The sequence below is a fragment of the Streptomyces triticagri genome (assembly GCF_003429565.1).
Lineage (GTDB): Bacteria > Actinomycetota > Actinomycetes > Streptomycetales > Streptomycetaceae > Streptomyces > Streptomyces triticagri.
Genome location: NZ_QUAK01000213.1, coordinates 1 through 20,686, shown reverse-complemented (window position 1 = coordinate 20,686; position 20,686 = coordinate 1). Strand labels below are relative to the sequence as shown.

Here is a 20,686-nt window from a genome sequence, read left to right as displayed (position 1 = left end):
GCTTCGGCCCTTCCCCCGACCCCGGCGGCGGCACCCGCACCTGGACCACCCTCCCCAACACCCCACCCGCCACCACCTGGTGACGCAAGGCACTGCTCATCGGTGCGTGTAGACGATCAGGGGTGGTTCGTGCCGGCCGACGCAACTGGCCAGCTGCGGATGCTGGGCTGCAGTCCGGGCGCGCAGAGCGAGGACCTCCGGCCACTGCTTGAACAGCGTCGGCTCGCCCAGAACGACACCATCCCAGTCCTCGTCCTCCGAGATGCCGTTTCGATCGATCACGAACCCTACGGTGGTCTCGCGGATTTGTTGGATTTGAGAGGACACTGCTTCCGTCACGAGATCCTGTTCTGTTGATGTCATGCCGTCGAGTCCGAATTCGAGGACGACAACGGAGGTACCGGTGCGCCGGCGGATCCGTGTGAACACATCCGTGTCCGCATCCAGCCACAGTTGGAAGTTGATCTCGGATGTGCGCGCAAGGCCGGCTGCCGTGACGAGGTCGTCTTGGGTGGTCGGGACTTGCTCCCCCCACGACTCGGGTCCGTTGGTGATGGCGGTGATCAGGCCCGTGGCCGGGTTGGCGGCCCGTAGCCCGTGTGCCTCAAGGCCGGTGAGGAGGGTGCGGGCGCGGGCAGCATCCCAGCCTTCGCGGTACCAGTGGAGGAATCCATCGCTCATCGCTTTCACCTCACGAAAGTGTGGACGTTGTCGTTGCCCAGGATCCGCCGGGCCAGGTTCAGGGCAGTCTCCGGGGTGCCTTCTTCGAGGTATACCTGGGCTCGTACGCCCTGCTGCTCGGCGGCGTACTTGAGGATGTGGCACTTCTCCCCGAACTTGGCGAGGTTTCTCGCCTTTGCCGGACCGCCTACTGCGATGTAGGAGCCGTCCTTTCCGATGACGTCGACGTCGGTGGTTCCCGCTCCAGGTTTCGTCACCTTGAGTCCGGGCTTGCCCGGAGCGCCGGAAGGGATAGTGCCTTCAGTGAGATCCGCCACCGTCTGCTCACGAGCCGAGCCCACCGCATCCGACACCGTAGGGTCGGTGGACCTGCGCTGGCCTTCACTCGCAGTGGACTCGGCGGAACCTTGCTCAGGGCCGGGGGAGCCGTTGGCCCCGGCAGCCATGAGCGCGATGCCGGCAGTGCCCAGAAGGCTCGCCTCCAACGCGGCCTCAGCAGTCAGGGCCCCCACTGCATTGGCACCTGCCAGGGCGAGCCCCGCGCCTGGAGCAAACAGGGCTAGCAAGGAGAGCAACAGGAGGCCGAAGCCCAGGTACACCAGGAATGTATCGAGAGCCTGGAGCAGATGGTGAGGAGGAATCGACTTCCCCTCAGGCCCGGCAGAACCCAGTCCTCGGTACAGCATCAGCAACCCGACGGTGGCCGAACCCAGTGCGCTGCCGAATCGGAGCCGGTGTATGGCCAGCAACTCCGCACTCGGCTGCGCACCGGTCGCGCGCCAGCTGCGCAAGAGGCAGAAGAGCTGCCAGCCCACCCACACGAGCGCTGCGCTGCCGAACCCCATCAGCACTCTCGTGCCTGTGCGGGAGCCGAAGAACTCCTGGATGCCGGCTGCTGAATGGAACGAGCCGATCCCGAGGAACAGCACGCCGGGAAGCATCAGGACGCAGGGGATCAGCAGGAGCCACCGGTGCCGCCTTTGCTCCGGCGTGGCCCGTGCCGCTTTCATGCGGTGGAGCGTCTCCCGGCCTTGCCAGGCAACCTCGTGATCAGTCGCCTCAATACGGGTGCGAATACCGGCGACCGCACGTCGTAAGGGCTCGATTCGGCTGGGGTCGGTGTCGCGGGCGGCGTAGTAGAGGGAGCGTCGCAGGCGCGCGAAACGCAAGGCGATCAGTGTGCTCCACGGGACGCACCAACCGGCGTAGGCGCTGAGCGCACTCGGCCCCGTTCGGCCCGTACGTTCAGCGGGCAACTGCACGTCAGGGAAGCTGGGCCGGATACGTCGAGCGTGGATCCAGTCCACGGCTGCGGCGACCGCGAGACATGCGAGCGGCGCCAGCCATATCTGTTCGTTGAGGTCCTTCAGCAACGATGCCGCGTTGCGGTCGGATCGCTCCTCGGCCACATAGTTGTTGAGCGTGTGCAGGGCGATCGCTGCAGCGACCGGTGGCAGTGACAGCAGTCGAGTCCAGCGCCGACCGCGCCACAGCAGTCCGACGCCGAGTCCACCGAGCGTCGTCCATACCAGATGGGGCGAGGTTGCCGTGTACTCGGCGCCGGCGCCAAGCCTCAACTGCCCTGATGGGGCCGGGAACCAGGACGTAAGCACCTGCTCCAGCCCAGGTATGTGCGGCGCGGCGAAGATACCCTGCGGGATGATCCAGCCGCCCCCACGGTTAGGCACGGCGCGCTCGGCATCAAGTCCGAAGCGCAGCACTGATTCCAGCAGCCCGAAGCCCGAGCCCAGGGCGGCCCCCAGCACCACGTAGTCGGTCAGCCCCCACTGCAGCCGCACCTTCAGGCTGAGCCCGGCCAGCAGCAGCGGCGTCACCTTGATGAGTTCTTCGACCCAGGGTGCCACCGTGTAGCTGGTCGACTTGACCACCGAGAGCCACGACTCGCCACTCGACTCCATGATGGCGCGGTTGTAGGCGATCTCGGCCAAGGCTGTGGCCACGCCGCAGCCGTAGATGCCCACAACCAGCGTCAATAGAACGGTCGTTGTTCGGACCGTGCGAGTTGGAATCGACAGAAGCACCAGCTGCAAGACCCCGTACACAGCCGCTGCTGCCATGAGAAGCGTCATGACATCCCCCGCCGAAGAGATATTCGCTAGAGCAAATGCAACTGTAGGTACTGATGGTGATCTTGGGAAGAGGCTTTCTCGCGGGATGCGCTGATCGGTTACGCCGCAGTGAATCGCCCGGACGCTGGCGATTGTGACGGGGTGTGCCGCGCGATCACGCCGGATCCTGTTTCTGCAGATCAGACCACATGCTTTGGTCCTGCTGCGCTCACTCTGTGCTACACGGTCCGAAGGCGTCCGCGCTCCCCTTGCGCTCCCCTCGTTGTTGGTGGGGACACTTGGTTCGCCGCTGGACGCTTGTCGGCATCGGACAATCGCGCCTGCTCGTGTGTCTGACAGCCAGGCCACAGTGGCGTGAGCTGGGCTGCGGTGGTGGTGCGATCGCCCTTCGAGGATGGCGCGGCCCGCGGTGGTGACGCCGGCGTCATGGTGCTTTGCAACCGGGACGGCACAGGGCGTAGGGCGGAAGCCCTGCTGCAGGATCACGGCGTGGGCCCTGCCACCCGAAGCTCAGAACGCTCCACGTACGGGATCATGTCCGATGCGGACCAGCGCAGTTGGGGCGCCGGGGCGGCCGCGGTGCACCAGCGCCGGCCGACCGTTCCTGGTCGTTCACCCGGAGACGGGCATCGGCCTGAGTCCTTCCAACCCCGTGTTCCACAGTGCTTCCGACAGCGCGAAGCCGTCGGCCGCTCGGCCCGCCAGGCGACGGTCCCTGCCGAGCAGCGTGGGGCCGGCCACCATGATGACGATGCTTCCGGTGTCCAAGGTGTCCTGGACCAGGCACGCGTCGCTGTGTTCGTTCTTGTGGCTGAGCCGTAGTCGGTTGCCGTCCATCGTGAGCCAACGGGAGCGACCCGGGATGCTGCAGGGGGCGGTGGAGTGCAGCGCCACCGCCGCGCCACGCTGGTGTTCCACGGCTGTCAGCAGGATGCGCTCGACCTGCGCCGCAGGCATGCCCAGGTCGTGTCCCCCGGCGACGGCTCCCTGGAGCAGACCCCAGGGAAGGCCGGGTGTGGTCGTGGACATCACCCTGTGTGCGGTGTTGCCCCGGGCAAGCAGGTCCAGGGGGATGAATCCCTTGGCGGTCTGTACGCCACCGATGCTGAAGGCCCCGCGGAAACCGGTCTCGCGATGCATCCAGGCACCGACGCGGCGAGCCAGGTCGCGTATCTCGTCGCGGACCTCGGGGGCGGGATCGAAGTAGGTGGAGCAGCCGGCGTAGACGAGTTGGGAGCGCTCCGGACCCTCCAGCACCAGTTCCTCGAACGGTCGCAGGACGACGACTCCGTCCGAGAGAACGAACCCGTTGATCCCGCAGGGCGTACCGGGGAGGAACGGGGTGACCTTCACCCGCTCGCACTCGGCTGCCACCGCTGTCACGGCTTCCTCAAAGCCCTCGTCGTCCCGCACCCAGCGGGCCTGCTCGAAGGTGACCTGCACGCCGCCGTTCATGTCCCGGTACCAGATGGTGCCCTGGCCCAGATCCAGACGCCGGTGCACAGCCTTCAGGTCGTTCCGGGTGGCGGCGACGACCTCGTAGGGCAGGCGGGTGACCCCCAGGTCGTCCCAGATCCGGTCCACCGTCAGCTTGTCCTCGAGTACGGCCCACTCGGCCGGCCGGCCGTCGGCCACCTGCCGTCCTGCCATCGTGTTGCGGGTGACGTTGGATTCGGCCAGGACCAGAGCGCTGCCATCCGGGTCGTACGCGTGGAGAGCTGCCACGACGTGCCGGGGCGGTGCGGCGAGCAGGTGGTCGGTGGCGCGGGCGGTGTCGGTGAAGGACAGCGTGCCGAGGTCCGTCGTGCAGTAGCCCGCCACTTTGTCCGGGATGTCGCCGAGGCCGATGCCGTTGCCCACGATGAAGGGCTCCTGTGCACCCATGGCCGCAAGGGCCTGGACCCGCAGCCGGTACTGCGGGACGTCCCTGCCCAGCAGTACCACCTTGCGGCCGCGGTAGAAGCGGCCCACGGCCGCTGTCAGGTCCGCGTGCCCGGTCGCGGGAATTCGTCCGTCGCCGTTGCTCATGCTGTCTCCTTGCTCGGCTGCATCCATGTCAGGTGGTCTCGTTGAGGGCCGCGTCGCCGGTGGCGGCGGTGGTCGGCAGGCCGCCCGGCTCCTCGTCGTCGAGCAGGGTGCGCAGTCCGCGGATCGGGCCGATCAGCAGCCAGATCGCGGAGGTGGACAGTCCGACGGCGGCGAGCACGAGGGTGCTGCGTATGCCGAGCAGACTCGCGCCGAGCGCACCTGCCAGCAGGGCCCCGAACGGCTCCACGCCCCAGCTGAGGAATCGGACGGTGCCGGTCACCCGGCCCAGCATGTGGTCGGGGACCAGGGTCTGCTTCACCGTCTCGCTCATCACCAGGTTCACCACCACGGCGAGGACCCAGAAGAACTGGGACAGACCCACCAGCACCAGGGCGGTGAAGCGGTCCTGGTGCTCGGCCAGGGGCACCAGGAGCCCGGCGATGCCCGGCACGGCGTAGGCGAGAGCCAGCGGGGTGCCGTACCCGAACCGGCGGCTGATCCAGGAGGCCACGGTCGAGCCGAGCAGACCGCCGAGGCCGCCGGCGGCGCTGAGCACGCCGAGCACCACCGGGCTGAAGCCCAGTTCCTGCACCACGTAGAGCGTGTAGAGCGCGTAGAACATCGAGGTGAAGAAGTTGAAGTGCGCCGCGGCGAGCGCGAGCGGGCGTTGAATGCGGTCGCGCATCAGCAACCGCAGTCCTTCGACCGCCGCTTTGAAGTGGGGCGTTCGGGGGCCGTCCGGTGCTTCGGGTGCGGCGCGGGGCAGTCCGCGCAGGGCGATGGCACTGGCGAAGTAGCTGAGCGCGTCCACCAAAACGGCCAGCGGTGCACCCACGGCGTGCACCAGCACGCCGGCCAGGCCGGGTCCTGCCACTTCGCCGACGGCCGCACTGCCTTCCATCCAGGAGTTGGCAGGCCCCAACTGCTTCTTGCCGACCACCTTGGGCAGGTACGCGGACATGGCGCTGTCGAAGAGCAGGCTCAACGCTCCCACCAGGAACGTGACCGTCACAAGGACCCAGAGGCTGAGGGCGTCCAGCAGCCACATGACGGGCACTGCGGCGAGGATCAACGCGCGTGCCAGGTTGGCTGCCTGAAGCACCCGCCGCCGTTCCATGGCGTCCGCCCACACACCCGCGGACAGTCCGAAGACAAGCGTCGCCGCCGAGCCTGCGGCGGCGACGATACCCATCTCCCAGCTGCCGGCATCCAACAGGAGGACCGCGATGAGCGGCATCGCGAAGTAGGTGATCTGCGAACCGGCGATCGAGAACGTCTCGCCTGCCCAGAGCCGGAAGAATCCGGTCTTCACCAGGGCTACGGGTACGGCCATGTCTTTCCTCTTCATGTTCTTGGCACGGATCAGACCGAGGGGTGCCCGCTGGGTTGCCGATGTGGGCCCGGTGGGCAGCCGCACGCTTCGGGCCCGCGGAAGATCGTGGTTGACCCGGTGTCGAACCTCAGGTGCCCGCGCGCCCCGAGCGTCAGCGCCTGGCCCGAGGCGAGAAAGCGCAGCACGTCATGGGAGAGGAGCGCCGCGATCGTCGCGTTGGAAGGGCCGAAGGAGTACGGAGTGGGAGCGTGGACCGTGGCCTCCATCCGGCCTTCGTCCGCGCTCAGCCGGGACCTACGCTCCGTATCGAAACACCACCAGCAGTGGCCCATCGATGGGACGAGAAGCGGACCCCAGTACCCCGTGTCCAGTCCCACAGCGGCCATGGCGACGGGGACTTGTGCCAAGGCCGCCCAGGCCCAGCAGATTCCTGCGATGTCGGCCGGGCTGTCCGCGGCCACGACCACCAGGTCCAGGTCCTGGGGAAGGTCCGCGAGATCATCGGACGTGGTGATCCTGCGGCGCACGCCCGTCACCACGACATCGGGGGCGGTTGCGGCGAGACGGGTGGCTGCGGCGGCCACCTTGGGGACGCCGATGTCCGCGCGGACGTACAGGTGCTGCCGGTTGAGGTTGTGCGCCTCCACCTCGTCGTGGTCGACCAGCCACAGGTGGCGCACGCCGGCCGCGACGAGCTGTTGCGCGAGCAGCGCACCGATACCGCCCACGCCGATCACCGCGACGCGTGCGGCGCTCAGACGTCGCTGCATCCGGGCCGGGGCGTCGCCGAACAGGCCGAGGTATCCGACCTGGCGTTGGTGCGGCAGGCCGTCAAGTTCCGGACCTGCCACGGGTTCCGAGGTGACCCAGCCCTGCTGCCGCAATGCGCCGACGAGCCGGGCGAATGCCCCGCGGTCATCGGGCGCCGGCACTGCCACACCGTCGCGGAACTCTGCCACCGCCCGCTCCAACCAGGTCTTCGGGCCGCGCGCCCGCAGGGCCCGCGGGCCTTGGGAGAGCAGCATGCCCCCCGCGCAGGTGGTCGCGTCGACACTGTCCAGGAGCCGGATCGTCTCAGCCATGGGTCACGGCCTCGTCCCGGGTCGCAGTGCGACGCTGCAGCAGACCGGCCCGAAGGAGGTTGGCAACCAGCAGCTCGGCGACCCGCTCGCCGTGGGCGGTGGTGAGCTCGCCCAGGGTGAAGGGGCGCCCATCGAGCCATGGGGTGAGGCGGTCCTGTGCCGCGGGTGGCAGGGTGATGCGTTCCTTGGTGCGCAGGTTGACGCAGTGCAGCCGATCGGCATCGCGGTAGACGTCGAGATCCTCGACCGGAATGCGTACCGGGTCGCTCATGCCGGGCAGTCCGGATTCGGTGGAGCTTCCGGAATCCGCAGAGTTGATCTTGTCTGCGAAGGCGAAATAGCGTTGGTGCACCTCGGCCCGCTGCTGCGGTGTCATCGCCGGATCGGTATTGGGCAGATGGTTCAACGCGTACTGGGACTGCCAGTTGCCGTCCTGGGACTCCGTGACCACCAGACCGAAGGCTTCCGGGTCCCGGCCCACCCGGGAGGACCGTGTCGCTTCGAACGGGAACACCGAAACGGACTGCAGACAGTGGGCGAGGCCCTCGACATCCTCGAGTGCCTGCAGGGCCTCCTGGTATGTAGTCGAAGGAAGATCCGGGATGAGGTTCACGACCAGCCGCATTCCTGCGTCATGCGCTTCCTGCAGGAAGCGCAGGTTCTCCTCGCGGTCGGCGGATTTGTGGACCAGTTCGAGCACACGGGTGATCGTGGTCTCCATCCCGACCACAAGGAACTCGCAGCCGGACGCGGCCATCAGCTCCAGCAGTTCGCGGTCGAACCGGCGGTCGACCATCACGAACGAGCTCCAGGTGATGTCCAGGCCCCGCTCGATCAGCAGCTTGCTCATGCGCCGGGCGAAGGCCGGCGGTATGGACTCGGTGACGAAGCTGAACCTGCGCGTTCCGTGCTCTCGTACGAGGTGTTCCAGCTCATCGACGAACTTGTCGGGATGGCGGCCGCGGAAGGGCGGCGAGCCGTCGTACAGCTCAACGAAGTCGCAGTAGTCGCATTTGCCCCAGTAGCAGCCGCGGGCCTGGGTGACGCCCAGCACCGGGTCCTGCAGCCGGGCCATGGCGTCCAACGGGAAGACGGGGCACGGCAGCATGTTGAGGTTCGGTCCGGGGGCCGGATCCTTCGCATGCGGTGTGCCGTCGGCGAGGATGCAGGACACACCAGGGACCCGCTCCGGCTCCCAAGCACCCGCCTCGGCCAGGCGCGCGAGCGACAGCAACGGGAACTCACCGTCGAAGCGCACCACCGCGTCGACCTCCGGGTGGTCGACCAGCAGCGCGTCGAGCTCTGCCGGGACCATCAAGCTCAGTGCGGGGCCGCCTAGGACGACGCGGACATGCGGGCGCTGCGCCTTCAGCCTGCGCGCGAGCAGCAGAGCGGGGACCAGCTGTGGCCCCATGGGCACCGAGATACCGATCAGGGATAGTTCCTCCGGCAGTTCGGTTGCACTCCCCCAACTCTGGTAGAAGCTGCCGAAGATGCCGCTCTGGGCCGCATCGACAGCCGGTCGGCGCAGCATCTGCGCATCGGGGTCGATACGGAACGGAACGGCGAGCGCCTCCACGATCCGTCCTGTATGCGTGCCCGCACCGAACAAGTGCCGTCCGGACGCGTCCACCAGTTCCTCGGGAACGCGCAGGGCCCAGCGGGCCGCGGAGGCGGTGTAGGAGTCCACCGGGACACCGGCGACGCGGCCGGCTGCCATGGGTTCCAGTTGCTCGGGCTGGAGCAGGAACTCGGCGAACTCCTCGTTCAGGTCGCACTGCCAGGTGCTGATCCCGTGGCTCTGCAGGAATCCGGCAAGCACGGCCGTGGACGGATAGAAGCTGCCGAAGTTCGACTCGACCAGCGGCGGGAAGGCGAGGCCGATCACTGGTCGCTCTCCCACGGTGCTTCGTGCGGGCGGCCGAGCAGGTGCTGACCGATGCTGACCGTGTACCGGCCCGTTCCGGTTCCCTCGAAGGGCTCGACCCAGTGCCAGCACTCCTCGCGCACCGGGATGATCGACAGCGTGTTGAAGAGCGGATCGGCCAACTCGTCGTGGCCTGCCTCGTTACGGAAGCCGAGCCGTCCGCCCGAGCCGGGAACGTAGTCGGCGTCGAGGTAGAAGTTGACCGCCATCACGCGCCCGGGGAAGAGGTCTTGGTGGCGGCGGATCCGGTCGCCGCTGCTGTAGGCGGCCAGTTCGATCGACGTACGCGGCTCCAGTTCGAAGCCCACGCCGGCCGCGATCCAGTCGCGCAGCGTGTTGGTCAGGACGGCGAAGGCCAGGAACTGCTCCAGCGTCCTGCGCTGCTCCGGCGCCACGCGCTCGCTCTGCAGCGCCTCGCTCAGCGGACGGGCCACGAAGTGCCGAGCGGCACGGTGGGGGTGGTCCGCCCAGTCGGTCTCGGGGATCTCCACGCTGTCGCGCGCGTTGATGTAGGCGGTGGCGCACCGCGACCAGACGGGCAGGTCGCGCATCGCCGTGTGCATCGCCTCCGCCCACTGAGGCCGGAGGAAGTCGCGCAGGATGAAAGGGCGTCCGGGTTCGGCGGTGTACCACTCGCCCATCGCGGCCCAGGTCTCCCCGGTCAGGTGCCGTTCGTCGACGAATCGGCGGGCGCGGGCGAGAGAGTCCGCGGGCATGGCGGCAGTGACTGCCTCGGTGGTGGGAGTGTGCATGGTGTCCTCGCAATCAGTTCGACATGGGTGGGTAGGGCCGGGAGAGCAGGTGGAAGGGGAACTTGCCGCTTTCGGTCAACCCGATGCGGCGCAGCCCGGGTTCGGCCAGGTAGTGCGCCCGGACGCGCAGCAGGGGCACCCTCGGCATCAGTTCGAGCCAGCGCTCCTCGGTCCGGCGCCAGCCGGCCGCAGCCTCGGTTGCGTCACTGTGCTCGGTGGCCTGCCGGAAGAGAGCGTCGAAGGTTTCGTCGGCGAAACTGCCTGCCCTGCTGTACGTTCCCCCGCTCACCCAGGGGGCCAAGAGCGCTGCGGGGTGCGGGAAGTCGGCGGTGGTCAGGGTGTAGAGGAGCGTGTGGTCGCCGAGCAGAGCTGTGCGCAGATAGGCCCCGTACGAGAGCGGGCGCGGTGTGAACGGCAGGCCGAACGCCTCCTGCAGTTGTTCGCACACCGCTGTCACGGCGGCCCCGTTGGGAACGAAGTCGGCGTAGGACACCTCGACCGGCCCTGGTCCGAGGAGGTCGCGTACCCGTTGCGCGGCCTGTGCCGACGGAGGTTGCGATGCGGTGGCCCGCGGCTCGTCACCCAGCAGTACGGTGGCCGGCGCTGCTGCGGGCTCCAGCAAGCCGGTTGTGCCGGCGGCCAGCACCTCCAAGTCCAGTGCGCGGCCCACGGCGGAGCGCAGCTCCGGGGTGCCGCGCAGTGTGGGGCACCTGCGGCCGAACTCCAGGCTGGCGAAGAGCGCGAGGCCCTGCGTCGATAGGTCCGGATCGCCCCTGAAGCGTGCCGCGTCGGCGACATCGAAACTGGTGGTGGGAGTGGCATGAACGGTCCCGGCGCGAAATTCCGCGACGGCCGGGTCCAGATGCTCGATGACCGTGAAGCGCAGTTCGCCCGGGGCGTCCGGCGAGCATGTGTACCGATGCCGGCAAAGAAGCAGTCCGCCGTCGGCCGTACGGCCGTGCGGAGCGAACGGACCGAGCACGGCGGTGCTGTCCAGCCGCATCGGCGCGAGCTGCGGCAGCGTCAGCAGAGCCGGCAGGAAGCTCACCGGGTGGCGCAGCCTCAGGCTGACGGCGTCGTTCACCGCGACGGCTTCGGCTCCGACCGACCGCATGAGGCGGCCCAGTTGGTCGTCGCAGGTGGCTGCGTCACGGATTCCGTCGACGAGATGTTCGCACCGCAGCGGCTCTCCGTCCGACCATCGCAGGTTCGGGTCGGGGTACAGCCGCCAGTGCAGTCCGTCGGACGAAGGCTCGATGGCGTGAACGGCGGCAGGCTCGGGTTGCGTCACACCGGGCAGCTCCCGCAACAGCGGAAGGATCATGGCCTCGGACACCAGCCCGGCGTTGTAGTCAACCGGTCGGCGGTGGTCATTCCCCAGAGGGAAGGCATCGAGGGCTATGACTGCTTGGGTCATGAAGTACTCCTCCGGAGCACCGGGCGACGGTCGCCGCCCGGTGCTCCATGAGCCCTCGTTCGGCCGTGCGCTGCGGCAACGGGCCGTCGAGGACGACGACCGAGGACTTACGAGCGGTGCTTCATGGCAAGCAGGTCGTTCAGCGTCTCGCGGTCGAACTCGAGCTCCTCGGCGAGGATCTCCTCGGTGACCTCGACGACCTCGGCCTCGGCGATGTCAGCAGTCTGCAGCGGCATGTCGATCTCCTTTTCCTGGGGAGGGCTGCGCAGGATGCGCCGGCCCGTGCGAATGGACTGGTCAGCCGACCGGGAGTGACCTTTCGGCCGCCCCCACCGGCTGACGGAGACCACATTGCCGCCATGCGGAAAAGTTTTTCCATAGTTGATCGATGGCCTGAAGAGGCCGTGTCATGAAGCGTCCGCCGCCGCACGGCCGCGCCATAAACGCCCTGACCGGGCGCTTGCTCTCAGTCCTCCGAGAGCCAGCCGCGCCGGACGGCCGTCACCCCCGCCTGAAAACGGCTGCGAGCATCGAGCCGCTCCATCAGACCGCTCGCGAGCCGGCGGGCCGTACGGGACGACACCCCCAGGCGCTTGGCCACGACCTCGTCGGTGTACCCCTCGGCGAGCATCCGCAGCAGCACCCGCTCCTGCCCGGTAAGTTCGCCGTCGTCCCGGTGAACGGTCTGCACGAGCGGCCGGGCGGACTCCCATACGAGCTCGAAAAGTGCGCACACAGCGGTCAGCACGCCGTCGCCCGACAGGATGACGGCTCCCTTCGCCGTGTCGTCGGCATCGACGGGGAGCACCGCGACCCTGCGGTCCACAATGATCAGGCGCGTCGGGAGCGCGGCCGTGGTGCGCACTTCTCCGCCGTACTCGGCCAACCGGGCCGCGTGCGCGATGGTGGGCGGGCTGTTGCGCACACTGTCGAGGTAGACGGTCCGCATCGAGACGCCACGGTCGAGGAGCTGCTGGTTGAGTGGCTGGGCCGCGGACCGGTTCTCGGCACTCTGGGCACCGTCCGGCGCGAAGGTGAGAACCTCCTGCTGGACCTCGCGTGTCAGAGCGGCGAGTCGCGCGCGCACCTCTTCGAGGCCCACCACCAGTTGGACCTGGCCATCCGACTCGTAGGGGCGCAGGCTGTTGTAGTCGGCTGCCAGTCGCGCCGCGAGCGCCCGGGTCGCTTCGAGCCGCTGCTGCTGAGCCGCGAGTTCCGCCTGCTGCTCGGCGAGCAGGGCTTCCATCCCCACACCCGGGCTGACCGGGAGCAGAACGTCCGGGGACTGCCCACAGGGACGGACTACGTCGAGGTCGCTCAGCCGGTCGAGCGCGGCACGGACTCGTTCTTCGGGCATGGCAAGGCGCTCCGCCAGAGCCGCGACACCTTCTTGCCGGTGGGTCAGCATCGCCCGGTACACATCCTGTGCTTCCCCGTCGAGCGAGCCCGTCTTATCCATTTCAGGGTGGAACATTCACAAATTGTCCTTTGTGGCCCGTGAAAGTACCAATCTTTTGTCGCGTCCGCAGAACCCTTCGGTCGGCCGCTTCCGGACAGGGCCTAAACCCGCCTGCGGCAGAGGTGGTGGATGCGGTGTGCCTGCTGGCACGCTGCCGCCATGTACCTGGTCCACGTTCTCCTGCAGCGAGCAGCCGGTCAGACGCTCTCCACGGGATCGACCGCCGCGATGCTTGCGTCCATGCGGGCCGACGACCACGTCGAGCACGTCGTCGCACCGCGGACCGGACAGGCAGGCGTCGTCCTCGGGATCTACCTCCTCGCAGACTGCCCTGTGGCCGCGGAGCGGCAAGCCGTCGCCGTCTGCCAGAGGGTTCTCGGCGCAGGGGCTGTCGTCGCCAGCCGGGTCGGGATGGGCGCGTGCGCTCCTGCGACGGATGCGCTGCCGGCCCCCGCGCCGAACCCGCTGCCAGACCCTGCCCCGGCCCCCCTGCCAGACCCTGCCCCGGCCCCCCTGCCGGACCCTGCCCCGAAGCTGTCGCCGGAGCGCTGGACGTCTTGGGCCATGGCCTGATCAGGCCACCTCGAAGGTCTTCCGCCATGCCATGTCTCCGGCAAAGCTGCAGACCACAGGGCCAAGCCGCCCCCCCCAGTTCGCTTTGAAAGGCACAGCAGTATGCACCGCAGGATCACCGCATTCGCCCTCTCCCTGTCTGCCGCGATGGCCATCGTTGCCCTGCCCGTCGCACAAGCCTCCGCGGAGCCGGCCACCTACAACGCGGAGGACTCGGCGGCCCCGGACCAGCACGGAACGCCGCAGCAGCCCGCTCCGCGGGTCCCGGGTGACATGGGCTGGCAGTGACCCGGCCGTCCACCCGGCACCACCGCACGACAGTCACCGCCTGATACACGCCTGAGGAGATGGCAACCGTCCCGATGGGCTTCCTCGAACTCCACGGCGTGACGTACGACGTCGCCGCCGGTCACACCCTCTTTCAGGACGTCAGCTTCTCCGTCAGCCCCGGAGAAGTCGCGGCCCTCATCGGAGCCAACGGCTCCGGGAAGACCACCCTGGCGCGCATCGCGGGGCGCAGGGCTGTGCCCGCCGCGGGAACGGTCCACGCCCAGGGCGGGCTCGCGTACATGCCGCAGTTCATCGGTTCCGTACGGGATTCCACTACCGTGCGGGACCTGCTCCTCGCCGCCGCTCCGGACCGGATCGCGCAGGCGGCGCACGAGGTGGACGCCCTCGAACGCCAGATGATGGAGCACGAGGACGAGTCGATCCAGATGCGCTACGCCTCCGCGCTGGCCGCCTGGGGAGAGGCCGGCGGCTACGACATCGAGGTGCTGTGGGACATCGTGACGACGGCTGCCCTGGGGATCCCCTTCGAGCAGGCCCGATTCCGCGAGCTCAGCACACTGTCCGGCGGTGAGCAGAAGCGGCTGGCGCTGGAGTCCCTGCTGCGTGGACGTGAGCAGGTGCTCGTACTGGACGAGCCGGACAACTATCTGGATGTCCCCGGTAAGTGCTGGCTGGAGGAACAGCTCCGCGCCACGGACAAGACAGTGCTCCTGATCAGCCACGACCGTGAGCTCCTCGGCAACGTCAGCGACAAGGTGATCGCGCTGGAGGGGCGCTGTACGTGGGTGCACGGTGGTTCGTTCACCACCTGGCAGGAGGCCCGCACCGCCAGGCAGGACCGTCTCGCCGAGCTGCACCGTCGCTGGGACGAGGAGCATGCCCGGCTCAAGGAGATGGTGCGCTCGCTGGGCGACCAGGCGAAGATCAGCGCCGCGATGGCAGCCCGTTACCGGGCGGCCCGCACCAGACTCGACAGGTACGAGGAGGCGGGCCGCCCGCCTGAGCTGCCCAGAGAGCAGCGCCTCGCACCACGACTGACGGGTGGGCGCACCGGCGTACGCGTGCTCACGTGCAGCGAGCTGGAGCTCACCGGCCTGATGGACCGGTTCGACCTGGAGGTCGGTTTCGGCGACCGGTTGGCGGTCCTCGGCTCCAACGGCTCCGGCAAGAGCCACCTGCTGCGCCTGCTGGGCGGCGAGCCGGTGGAGCACTCCGGATCGTGGAAGCTGGGGGCTCGCGTAGTTCCCGGACTGTTCGCCCAGACCCATCAGCATCCGGAATGGGCGGGCAGGACACTGGTCGACATCATGGGGCGCGGCGAGGGAACCCGCGAAGGCCTGCATCGGGGCGACGCCATCAACGCACTCAACCGCTATGAACTGGGCAAAGCGGCCGATCAGTGGTTCGAGACCCTGTCCGGGGGCCAGCAGGCCCGATTCCAAGTGCTCCTGCTGGAACTCGGCGGTGCAACACTGCTGTTGCTCGACGAACCCACCGACAATTTGGACCTGGAATCGGCCGAGGCGCTCCAGCGCGCGATCGGGCGTTTCCAAGGCACGGTGATCGCCGTCACCCACGACAGATGGTTCGCGAAGTCCTTCGACCGGTTCCTCCTCTTCCGAGCGGACCGGTCGGTCGTGGAAACACAGGGTCCGGTCTGGGACGAACAGCGAGTGAATCGCCGCCGCTGACGACACGCTGCACCAGATGTCTCTCGCGTACCGCCGAGTCGTCGAAGCCGTAGACGCTGACCGTCAGCCGGGGTAGGGAACGTTGATGACCTTCGGGTGGGCAATGCCGCGGCCGTGGTACCCATTCTCGCCGAACGCGTCGCCGTGGTCGGCACACAGGATCACCAACCACGGTTCGGTGCGGGTCAGTTCGGTGATCAGCCGGGCGAGGTGGCTGTCGGCGTACGCGAGGGCTGCGCGTTGTGAGGTGTGGGTGTCGGTGCTGTCGCCGGTGTAGTGGCCGTGGGGGACGTGGGTGGCCGAGACGTTGATGAACAGGAAGAGCGGGCGCCGGGTGTGCTGGTCGGCGACGGTCAGGGCGTGGTCGACCTGGTGGCGGGTGGAGTCGGCTTCGGGTGAGCAGAAGGCGGGGCGCCAGTGGTCTTCGTCGAACATGTCCGGCAGTACGGAGCCGAGTGGGGTCTCGCGGGAGGAGTAGGTGGCGCCCCCGATGCATGCGGTGCGGTAGCCGTGCTGGCCGAGGCCGGCGAGGAGGTTGGGGGCGTCGAAGACGAACGTCTCGGGCCCCACGGTCTTGAACGCCGGCGGCTTGCACTCCCACAGGCGCGGCGGCTGGCTGGGGTGGGGAGCTTCGGCAGGAACCCCGAGAAGAACGCTATGTGCGCGGGCAGGGTGAAGGTGCCGGGGGTGTGGCGCCGCTCCCACCTCCCGGCGGGCAGCAGCGCGCCGAGTCCCGGTGTCTGCCCCTTGGCCAGGGCGGTGTGGGCGGTGTCGTAGCGCAGCGAATCGAGGGTGACGAACAGGATGTTGGTGCCGCTGCGGTTGATGCAGGCTGCGTCGATCATCACGGGCTCCTTGGTCTAGGAGTGGGGTTGGATGCGGCCCTTGGACGTGGTGTTGACGGGGATCGGTACTCGGTCCTCGGCGATCATGCGGCGGATGGTGAGGAGGACCGCGTCCTCGTCCAACCGCTTTCCGTCCGGCCCGAACAGAGTGATCACGACGTGAAGGCCGTCAGCGTGCTCGGTGGTGTGGATGCGCAAGCCGGGGGCGCCCGCTTCGGTCTGAGCGGTGAGGAGAGCTGCCTCCTCGGCGTGGCCGAGGTCGTGGACGGTGCAGGCGTAGTGCCGGGGCGTTAGTGGCGCCCTGGCAGGCCAGCTCGTCCCCCGCCAGCGCCGCGCCGACGCCGAGGGTCGGCAAGCCTCGCCGCGAACGGCCTGACTCCGCTCGCGCACCACAAAGCCCCCTGCATCGGTTCTCCACCGATGCAGGGGGCTACGTTTTGTGGGCCGCGTGGGACTCGAACCCACAACCTACAGATTAAAAGTTCACTGGTACGGCATCGTGGACGAGCACGGACCGGGCCTCATGCTCGCCGCCGGTGCCGCACGGCTGCGGGGTCGCCACACCGTCGCTGTACAAGTACGTGTCGAGCCTCGGCGAACTGAAGACGCTCGTCGGAGTGCGGGTGCTGAAGGGTACGGCCGACCGCTTCACGATGGCCTTCGTGGGCACCGGCGGCGACGAGGCGGTCCACCGGCTGTTCGGGCTCGGGCTGCTGTCCATGGCGGCGGGCGCGATCCTGGTCGCGGTCCGCCTGCGCACGGTGCTACGGCCTGTCCGAGTCCGGCCCCGTCCCTTGCCACATCGCGACCCCGACCAGCCCCACCTATCAAAGCCCCACCGCAGCCGAGGCGGGCCGCACCAACACCCCCGACCCGTTCTCGTACAGCCTCACCCTCCCCGACCGCCCCACCACCCACGACGCCCACCCACCCCGCACCTGGACCACCCTCCCCAACACCCCACCCGCCACCACCTGGTGACGTCCGCCACCATGACGATCTGCTGCGCGACCGGCCCGCCGCCATAGCTGCGGGTCGCGGCAGCCATTCCGACCCCGCTGACCGAGCGGCTAGGCGCGGCCAGCCGTTTTCAGGCCGGTGTCCGCGCCGTCCGGCTCGGCTGGCTCGACGACTGATCCGGCCGGGTCTGCCTCGTTCGCCGGGTCCGCCTGATCCACAACTGCCTCCCGCTGCTGCGGCACGGCCGCGATCCGCCCCCACCCAGTCCCCGCGAGGACGAGCAGCGCGCCCATGAGTCCGAGCCATCCTGGCTGGTCCCCGGCGAGGGTGATGCCCACCACCGCGGCCCATACCGGCTCTGTGCCGAGCAGCAGACTCACCCGCGAGGGCGACGTCCTGCGTACCGCCCACATCTGCACGAAGAACGCGAACAGCGTGCAGAACACCGACAGGTACAGGAGCCACAGCCACTGTCCGACTCCGAAGCCCGCAGCGGCCGCCCACGGCGTGCCCCCGGTTCCCGGCGCGGACAGCAGCAGCACGAACACCGCGACGGCGCTGCCCAGTTGGACCGTGGTCATCGACAGTGCGTCCGCGCCCTGCACCGACTCCATGCGTGACATTGCGATGACGTGGACGGTTCGGGCGACGGCCGCGCCCAGCATCAGCAGATCGCCGAGCGACGGTTCGCTGAAGCCGGCGCCCTGCGTGAGGAGCAGCACGCCGAGCACCGAGAGCCCGGCCGCGGCCAGGAACGACCGCGACAGCTTCGTGCCCCGTATACGGCTCTCGGCGATCGGTGTGAAGATCATGGTGAGGCTGATGATGAGCCCGGCGTTGGTCGCCGAGGTGTGCACGACGCCGTACGTCTCGAGCAGGAAGATCCCGGCCAGAATCAGCCCGAGGGCACCGGCCCCGCGCATCTGCTTGGCGCTCAGCGCCCGCAGCTTGCGCCACCCGGCGACCACCAGTACCGGCAGTACGATGCCGAACCGCAGCACGAGCACCGCGAGCACGGTCTGCGTCGTGGTGACACCCTTGGCGGCCAGATAGCTGGAGCCCCACACCACGGCGACCAGCAGGACGGGCAGATCGGTCAGCCAGGCGCGGCGGGCCGCGGTGACACTCATCGGGGACTCCTCAACAGGTTCTGTCGGTGTCGGAACGCCGCGGCTTCAGCGTGCGGTGTAGGCGATCACCAGGACATCACGGTGGGCGGTGCGCTCCGGGTCCACCGGCTGCACCGGGGTCACCGAGTGCAGAGTGCGGCGGTCGTCGCCGAGCAGCAGGTCTCCCGGCTCGGACAGCGTGGTGGTGAGCAGATGCTCGCCTTCCTCGGTGTAGACGCCGCTCTCTCCGCCCGTGACGTTGACGCGGCCGATCATCAGCGAGGTGATGAACGTTACCCCGTCACGGTGCCTGCCCTCCGGTGCGGGCTGGCCCTTCTGGTCGACGGAGGCATTGATTCGGTACGGGTGGAGTTTCACGTTCCACGACGTGTTGCCGTCGACGGCGCTGAAGATCCGGCCGAGTTCGACGAGTACGGAGCGCAGCAGCGGATCGCCGACGAAGGATCCGGTCAGCGGGTCGAAGACGCGCTCGATGCCGCCGTTGAGCGAGTTGATATCGGCTTCCTGGCGGTATGGGGCGTGGGGCAGGAGCATGAGCTCGCCGGCGGCCGCGTCGAGCTCGAACTGGCCATACCGGCGCAAACGGTAGGTGCCACCGTCGGCCATGTACGTGTCGAGGGTGAGCTCGTCCCAGTGCGCGGCGAATCGCGACCAGCCGTCGGCGTCGACGCCGACGAGAGTGGACAGCTCTGCGGCGGGCATCAGATGTCCGCCGGGGCCGGAGAGAGCGTTGACGGCGTCGACAGCGACGGGGTGGACGATTGCAGTGGTCATGAAAGTGCTCCGTATGGATCGGTGTTCGGCGTTCAGTGCCCGGGGCGGCGGTCGAGGGGGCTCAGGCCGTGGCGAGCTGCAGCGCCCGGCTTTGTGCGAACGGCGCCGACTCGGCGTCGATGGAGAGCTCCTCCCAGGCCTCCCGGTCGCGCAGGTAGAGCGGCCGTCCCGCGGTGATGGAACGCGTGTCGGCGCCGCCGGTACGCAACTGCCAGGTCACGGACCCGGTAGTGCGGGACGCGCAGGTGTCGATGAATGCCTGGACGGCGAGCCGCAGTTCACCGAACCAGCGGCCCTCAAGGGCCTCACGCGTCCACACCTGCTCCAAGTGCCGCTTCTCCCGGATGATTTCTGCGTCCAGGCAGGCGCTCTCGACATGCCGGTAACTGCTGAGCAGCAGCCACGCGGCGGGCATCTCGCGGATCTCGAGGACCTTCTCGCCGTGGTCGAGATGCTCGAGCCCGGAGTAGCGGCCGAGGACGTACGCGCCGACCCTCCGGTTGAGCCGGTCGACAATTTCAGTCAGCGGCAGAGACTCGCCGTCGAGGGCGACGGGCAGCCCGTGCTCGAAGTCGACCGTGAGTGTGTCGGTCGTGCCCGGTGCGGCGGTCGGCCGGCTCCAGGCATACATCTCCTCGGGGACCTCGTGCAGTTCGGGGTCGTCGAGGATGCCCGACTCGAACTCGCGGCACCACAGATTGGAGTCTCCGCTGACGATCCGCCCGGCGAGCAGGTCGATGCCCGCGTGCCGCAGCTCGACGAGCTTGTCGTCGCGGGTGACGGCGTCCAGATCGTAGGGGCTGCCGAACGCACCCTCGTAACCGAGCAGCCGCAGCGCCCCGTTGAGCCGTCGCAGGGTGTTCTGCGAGCGGTTGGCGGTGTGCAGCACGGCCTGGGCGCCGAGACCACGGGCGAGCTCGACCGCGCTATGGGCGATCAGCGGACGGCTCAGCGTGGAGCTGACCGGATGGATGCCCAGATAGACAGCCTGGGCGACGATCGCCGGGGCGATGTACCGCCCGGCGAATTCCTCGCGCCGGTCGAGAATGTGGATCGTCGCCCCAAGCGCCTCGGCGACCTGCTCCTTGTACGTACTGGACTCGTCCTCGCCGATGTCGACACTCACGGCGTGCACCTCACGCACGCCCATCCGGCGCAGCCGCAGCAGCAGGTACGAGCTGTCCAGACCACCGCTGAACAGCGTCACGACGGGGCGGTCGGGGTCGAGCTCTTCGAGCTGCGAGAAGGAACGTATGAGCGGAGGTCGCATGGCCTCTTCGATCTCTGTACTGGTCACGGAGCAGGAGCCTTCCGCGGGCGACGACCCCGGACAATGGATTCCGGGCGGCCGGGCCCGGTCATGACCGGACCCGGCAAGCGCACCCGACGCCCAGGTCAGGCATTCAGGAGGAGTCTGGGATTCTGCCCACGCTCCAACCCCGGTGCCCATGCCAGGGTGGCCGTGGGCGGGGCACTGACCCTGCCGAATCCTGCGAGGGTGGGCAGCTGGCCGAACCCTCACTTGCGGTGTGGCTCTACAGCGAGTGGTCCGCTTTGCCGGTCGTGATGTCCCGATCCGAATCCGGCCCCGTCCCCTGCTACGTCGCCGCCCCGACCAGCCCCGCCTACCGCGGACCCACGACACCAGGACCG

At 68.6% G+C, this 20,686-nt stretch carries 17 protein-coding genes; 2 read left to right on the top strand and 15 right to left on the bottom strand.

Going from position 1 to position 20,686, the window contains the following annotated elements; all coding sequences use genetic code 11:
• Positions 1 to 96: 96 nt before the first annotated feature.
• From DY218_RS28645 to DY218_RS28605, 10 genes are all read right to left on the bottom strand, one after another.
• On the bottom strand, positions 97 to 681 hold the full coding sequence (locus DY218_RS28645) for a hypothetical protein (RefSeq protein ID WP_128559056.1): 585 nt from the start codon (positions 679 to 681) through the stop codon (positions 97 to 99).
• A gap of 5 nt (positions 682 to 686) precedes the next feature.
• Complete coding sequence (locus tag DY218_RS28640) at positions 687 to 2,771, bottom strand: PrsW family glutamic-type intramembrane protease (protein WP_128559055.1); 2,085 nt, start codon at positions 2,769 to 2,771, stop codon at positions 687 to 689.
• Between the two features lie 612 nt (positions 2,772 to 3,383).
• Entirely contained in the window at positions 3,384 to 4,799 is a 1,416-nt protein-coding gene (locus tag DY218_RS28635; RefSeq protein WP_128559054.1) for a hypothetical protein, read from the bottom strand.
• Positions 4,800 to 4,827: 28 nt separating this feature from the next.
• Complete coding sequence (locus tag DY218_RS28630; RefSeq protein ID WP_158574159.1) at positions 4,828 to 6,132, bottom strand: MFS transporter; 1,305 nt, start codon at positions 6,130 to 6,132, stop codon at positions 4,828 to 4,830.
• A 29-nt stretch (positions 6,133 to 6,161) separates the two neighbouring features.
• A complete protein-coding gene (locus DY218_RS28625) occupies positions 6,162 to 7,214 on the bottom strand; it encodes a ThiF family adenylyltransferase (RefSeq protein ID WP_128559052.1) in 1,053 nt (350 codons plus the stop codon).
• Positions 7,207 to 9,117: a B12-binding domain-containing radical SAM protein gene (locus tag DY218_RS28620; protein WP_128559051.1), complete on the bottom strand. Its 1,911-nt coding sequence runs from the start codon at positions 9,115 to 9,117 to the stop codon at positions 7,207 to 7,209. Before DY218_RS28620 ends, DY218_RS28625 begins: the two co-directional genes overlap by 8 nt.
• Positions 9,099 to 9,857, bottom strand: coding sequence for a 2OG-Fe(II) oxygenase (locus DY218_RS28615; RefSeq protein WP_158574157.1), 759 nt, complete (start codon positions 9,855 to 9,857; stop codon positions 9,099 to 9,101). The genes DY218_RS28620 and DY218_RS28615 overlap by 19 nt, the downstream gene beginning before the upstream one ends.
• A 49-nt stretch (positions 9,858 to 9,906) precedes the next feature.
• The gene (locus DY218_RS28610; protein WP_128559049.1) at positions 9,907 to 11,310 is read right to left on the bottom strand and encodes an ABC transporter substrate-binding protein; all 1,404 of its coding nucleotides are present in this window, start codon (positions 11,308 to 11,310) and stop codon (positions 9,907 to 9,909) included.
• 107 nt (positions 11,311 to 11,417) lie between these two features.
• Positions 11,418 to 11,546 (bottom strand): hypothetical protein, encoded by a 129-nt coding sequence (locus DY218_RS35650; protein WP_267899390.1) that lies wholly within the window; start codon positions 11,544 to 11,546, stop codon positions 11,418 to 11,420.
• Between the two features lie 230 nt (positions 11,547 to 11,776).
• Positions 11,777 to 12,784 carry a helix-turn-helix domain-containing protein gene (locus DY218_RS28605; protein ID WP_233521950.1) on the bottom strand — a complete coding sequence of 336 codons (1,008 nt, stop codon included), beginning with the start codon at positions 12,782 to 12,784 and terminating at the stop codon, positions 11,777 to 11,779.
• Positions 12,785 to 13,444: 660 nt separating this feature from the next.
• Between DY218_RS28605 and DY218_RS28595 the strand changes: the two genes are divergently transcribed.
• Both DY218_RS28595 and DY218_RS28590 read left to right on the top strand, forming a co-directional pair.
• On the top strand, positions 13,445 to 13,630 hold the full coding sequence (locus tag DY218_RS28595) for a hypothetical protein (protein WP_128559048.1): 186 nt from the start codon (positions 13,445 to 13,447) through the stop codon (positions 13,628 to 13,630).
• A gap of 74 nt (positions 13,631 to 13,704) precedes the next feature.
• Positions 13,705 to 15,324, top strand: coding sequence for an ATP-binding cassette domain-containing protein (locus DY218_RS28590; protein WP_128559058.1), 1,620 nt, complete (start codon positions 13,705 to 13,707; stop codon positions 15,322 to 15,324).
• A 63-nt stretch (positions 15,325 to 15,387) separates the two neighbouring features.
• Here the strand turns inward: DY218_RS28590 and DY218_RS35485 are convergent, their stop codons facing one another.
• The 5 genes from DY218_RS35485 to DY218_RS28570 all read right to left on the bottom strand — a co-directional run bounded on the left by DY218_RS35485 (position 15,388) and on the right by DY218_RS28570 (position 20,330).
• On the bottom strand, positions 15,388 to 15,894 hold the full coding sequence (locus tag DY218_RS35485; protein WP_233521949.1) for a sulfatase-like hydrolase/transferase: 507 nt from the start codon (positions 15,892 to 15,894) through the stop codon (positions 15,388 to 15,390).
• Between the two features lie 290 nt (positions 15,895 to 16,184).
• Positions 16,185 to 16,325, bottom strand: coding sequence for a hypothetical protein (locus DY218_RS34385; protein ID WP_158574155.1), 141 nt, complete (start codon positions 16,323 to 16,325; stop codon positions 16,185 to 16,187).
• A 914-nt stretch (positions 16,326 to 17,239) separates the two neighbouring features.
• Positions 17,240 to 18,259, bottom strand: a complete 1,020-nt coding sequence (locus tag DY218_RS28580; RefSeq protein WP_128559047.1) for a DMT family transporter — start codon at positions 18,257 to 18,259, stop codon at positions 17,240 to 17,242.
• A gap of 45 nt (positions 18,260 to 18,304) precedes the next feature.
• The gene (locus tag DY218_RS28575) at positions 18,305 to 19,033 is read right to left on the bottom strand and encodes a 2OG-Fe dioxygenase family protein (protein ID WP_128559046.1); all 729 of its coding nucleotides are present in this window, start codon (positions 19,031 to 19,033) and stop codon (positions 18,305 to 18,307) included.
• Between the two features lie 61 nt (positions 19,034 to 19,094).
• Entirely contained in the window at positions 19,095 to 20,330 is a 1,236-nt protein-coding gene (locus DY218_RS28570) for an argininosuccinate synthase-related protein (protein ID WP_233521948.1), read from the bottom strand.
• Positions 20,331 to 20,686 lie beyond the last annotated feature (356 nt).

Bases quoted from the DNA above. Each gene is read 5' to 3' on its own strand.
- DY218_RS28645 (WP_128559056.1), bottom strand. From the start codon at position 681: ATGAGCGATGGATTCCTCCACTGGTACCGCGAAGGCTGGGATGCTGCC.
- DY218_RS28640 (WP_128559055.1), bottom strand. From the start codon at position 2,771: ATGACGCTTCTCATGGCAGCAGCGGCTGTGTACGGGGTCTTGCAGCTG.
- DY218_RS28635 (WP_128559054.1), bottom strand. From the start codon at position 4,799: ATGAGCAACGGCGACGGACGAATTCCCGCGACCGGGCACGCGGACCTG.
- DY218_RS28630 (WP_158574159.1), bottom strand. From the start codon at position 6,132: ATGGCCGTACCCGTAGCCCTGGTGAAGACCGGATTCTTCCGGCTCTGG.
- DY218_RS28625 (WP_128559052.1), bottom strand. From the start codon at position 7,214: ATGGCTGAGACGATCCGGCTCCTGGACAGTGTCGACGCGACCACCTGC.
- DY218_RS28615 (WP_158574157.1), bottom strand. From the start codon at position 9,857: ATGCCCGCGGACTCTCTCGCCCGCGCCCGCCGATTCGTCGACGAACGG.
- DY218_RS28610 (WP_128559049.1), bottom strand. From the start codon at position 11,310: ATGACCCAAGCAGTCATAGCCCTCGATGCCTTCCCTCTGGGGAATGAC.
- DY218_RS35650 (WP_267899390.1), bottom strand. From the start codon at position 11,546: ATGCCGCTGCAGACTGCTGACATCGCCGAGGCCGAGGTCGTCGAGGTC.
- DY218_RS28605 (WP_233521950.1), bottom strand. From the start codon at position 12,784: ATGTTCCACCCTGAAATGGATAAGACGGGCTCGCTCGACGGGGAAGCA.
- DY218_RS28595 (WP_128559048.1), top strand. From the start codon at position 13,445: ATGCACCGCAGGATCACCGCATTCGCCCTCTCCCTGTCTGCCGCGATG.
- DY218_RS28590 (WP_128559058.1), top strand. From the start codon at position 13,705: ATGGGCTTCCTCGAACTCCACGGCGTGACGTACGACGTCGCCGCCGGT.
- DY218_RS28580 (WP_128559047.1), bottom strand. From the start codon at position 18,259: ATGAGTGTCACCGCGGCCCGCCGCGCCTGGCTGACCGATCTGCCCGTC.
- DY218_RS28575 (WP_128559046.1), bottom strand. From the start codon at position 19,033: ATGACCACTGCAATCGTCCACCCCGTCGCTGTCGACGCCGTCAACGCT.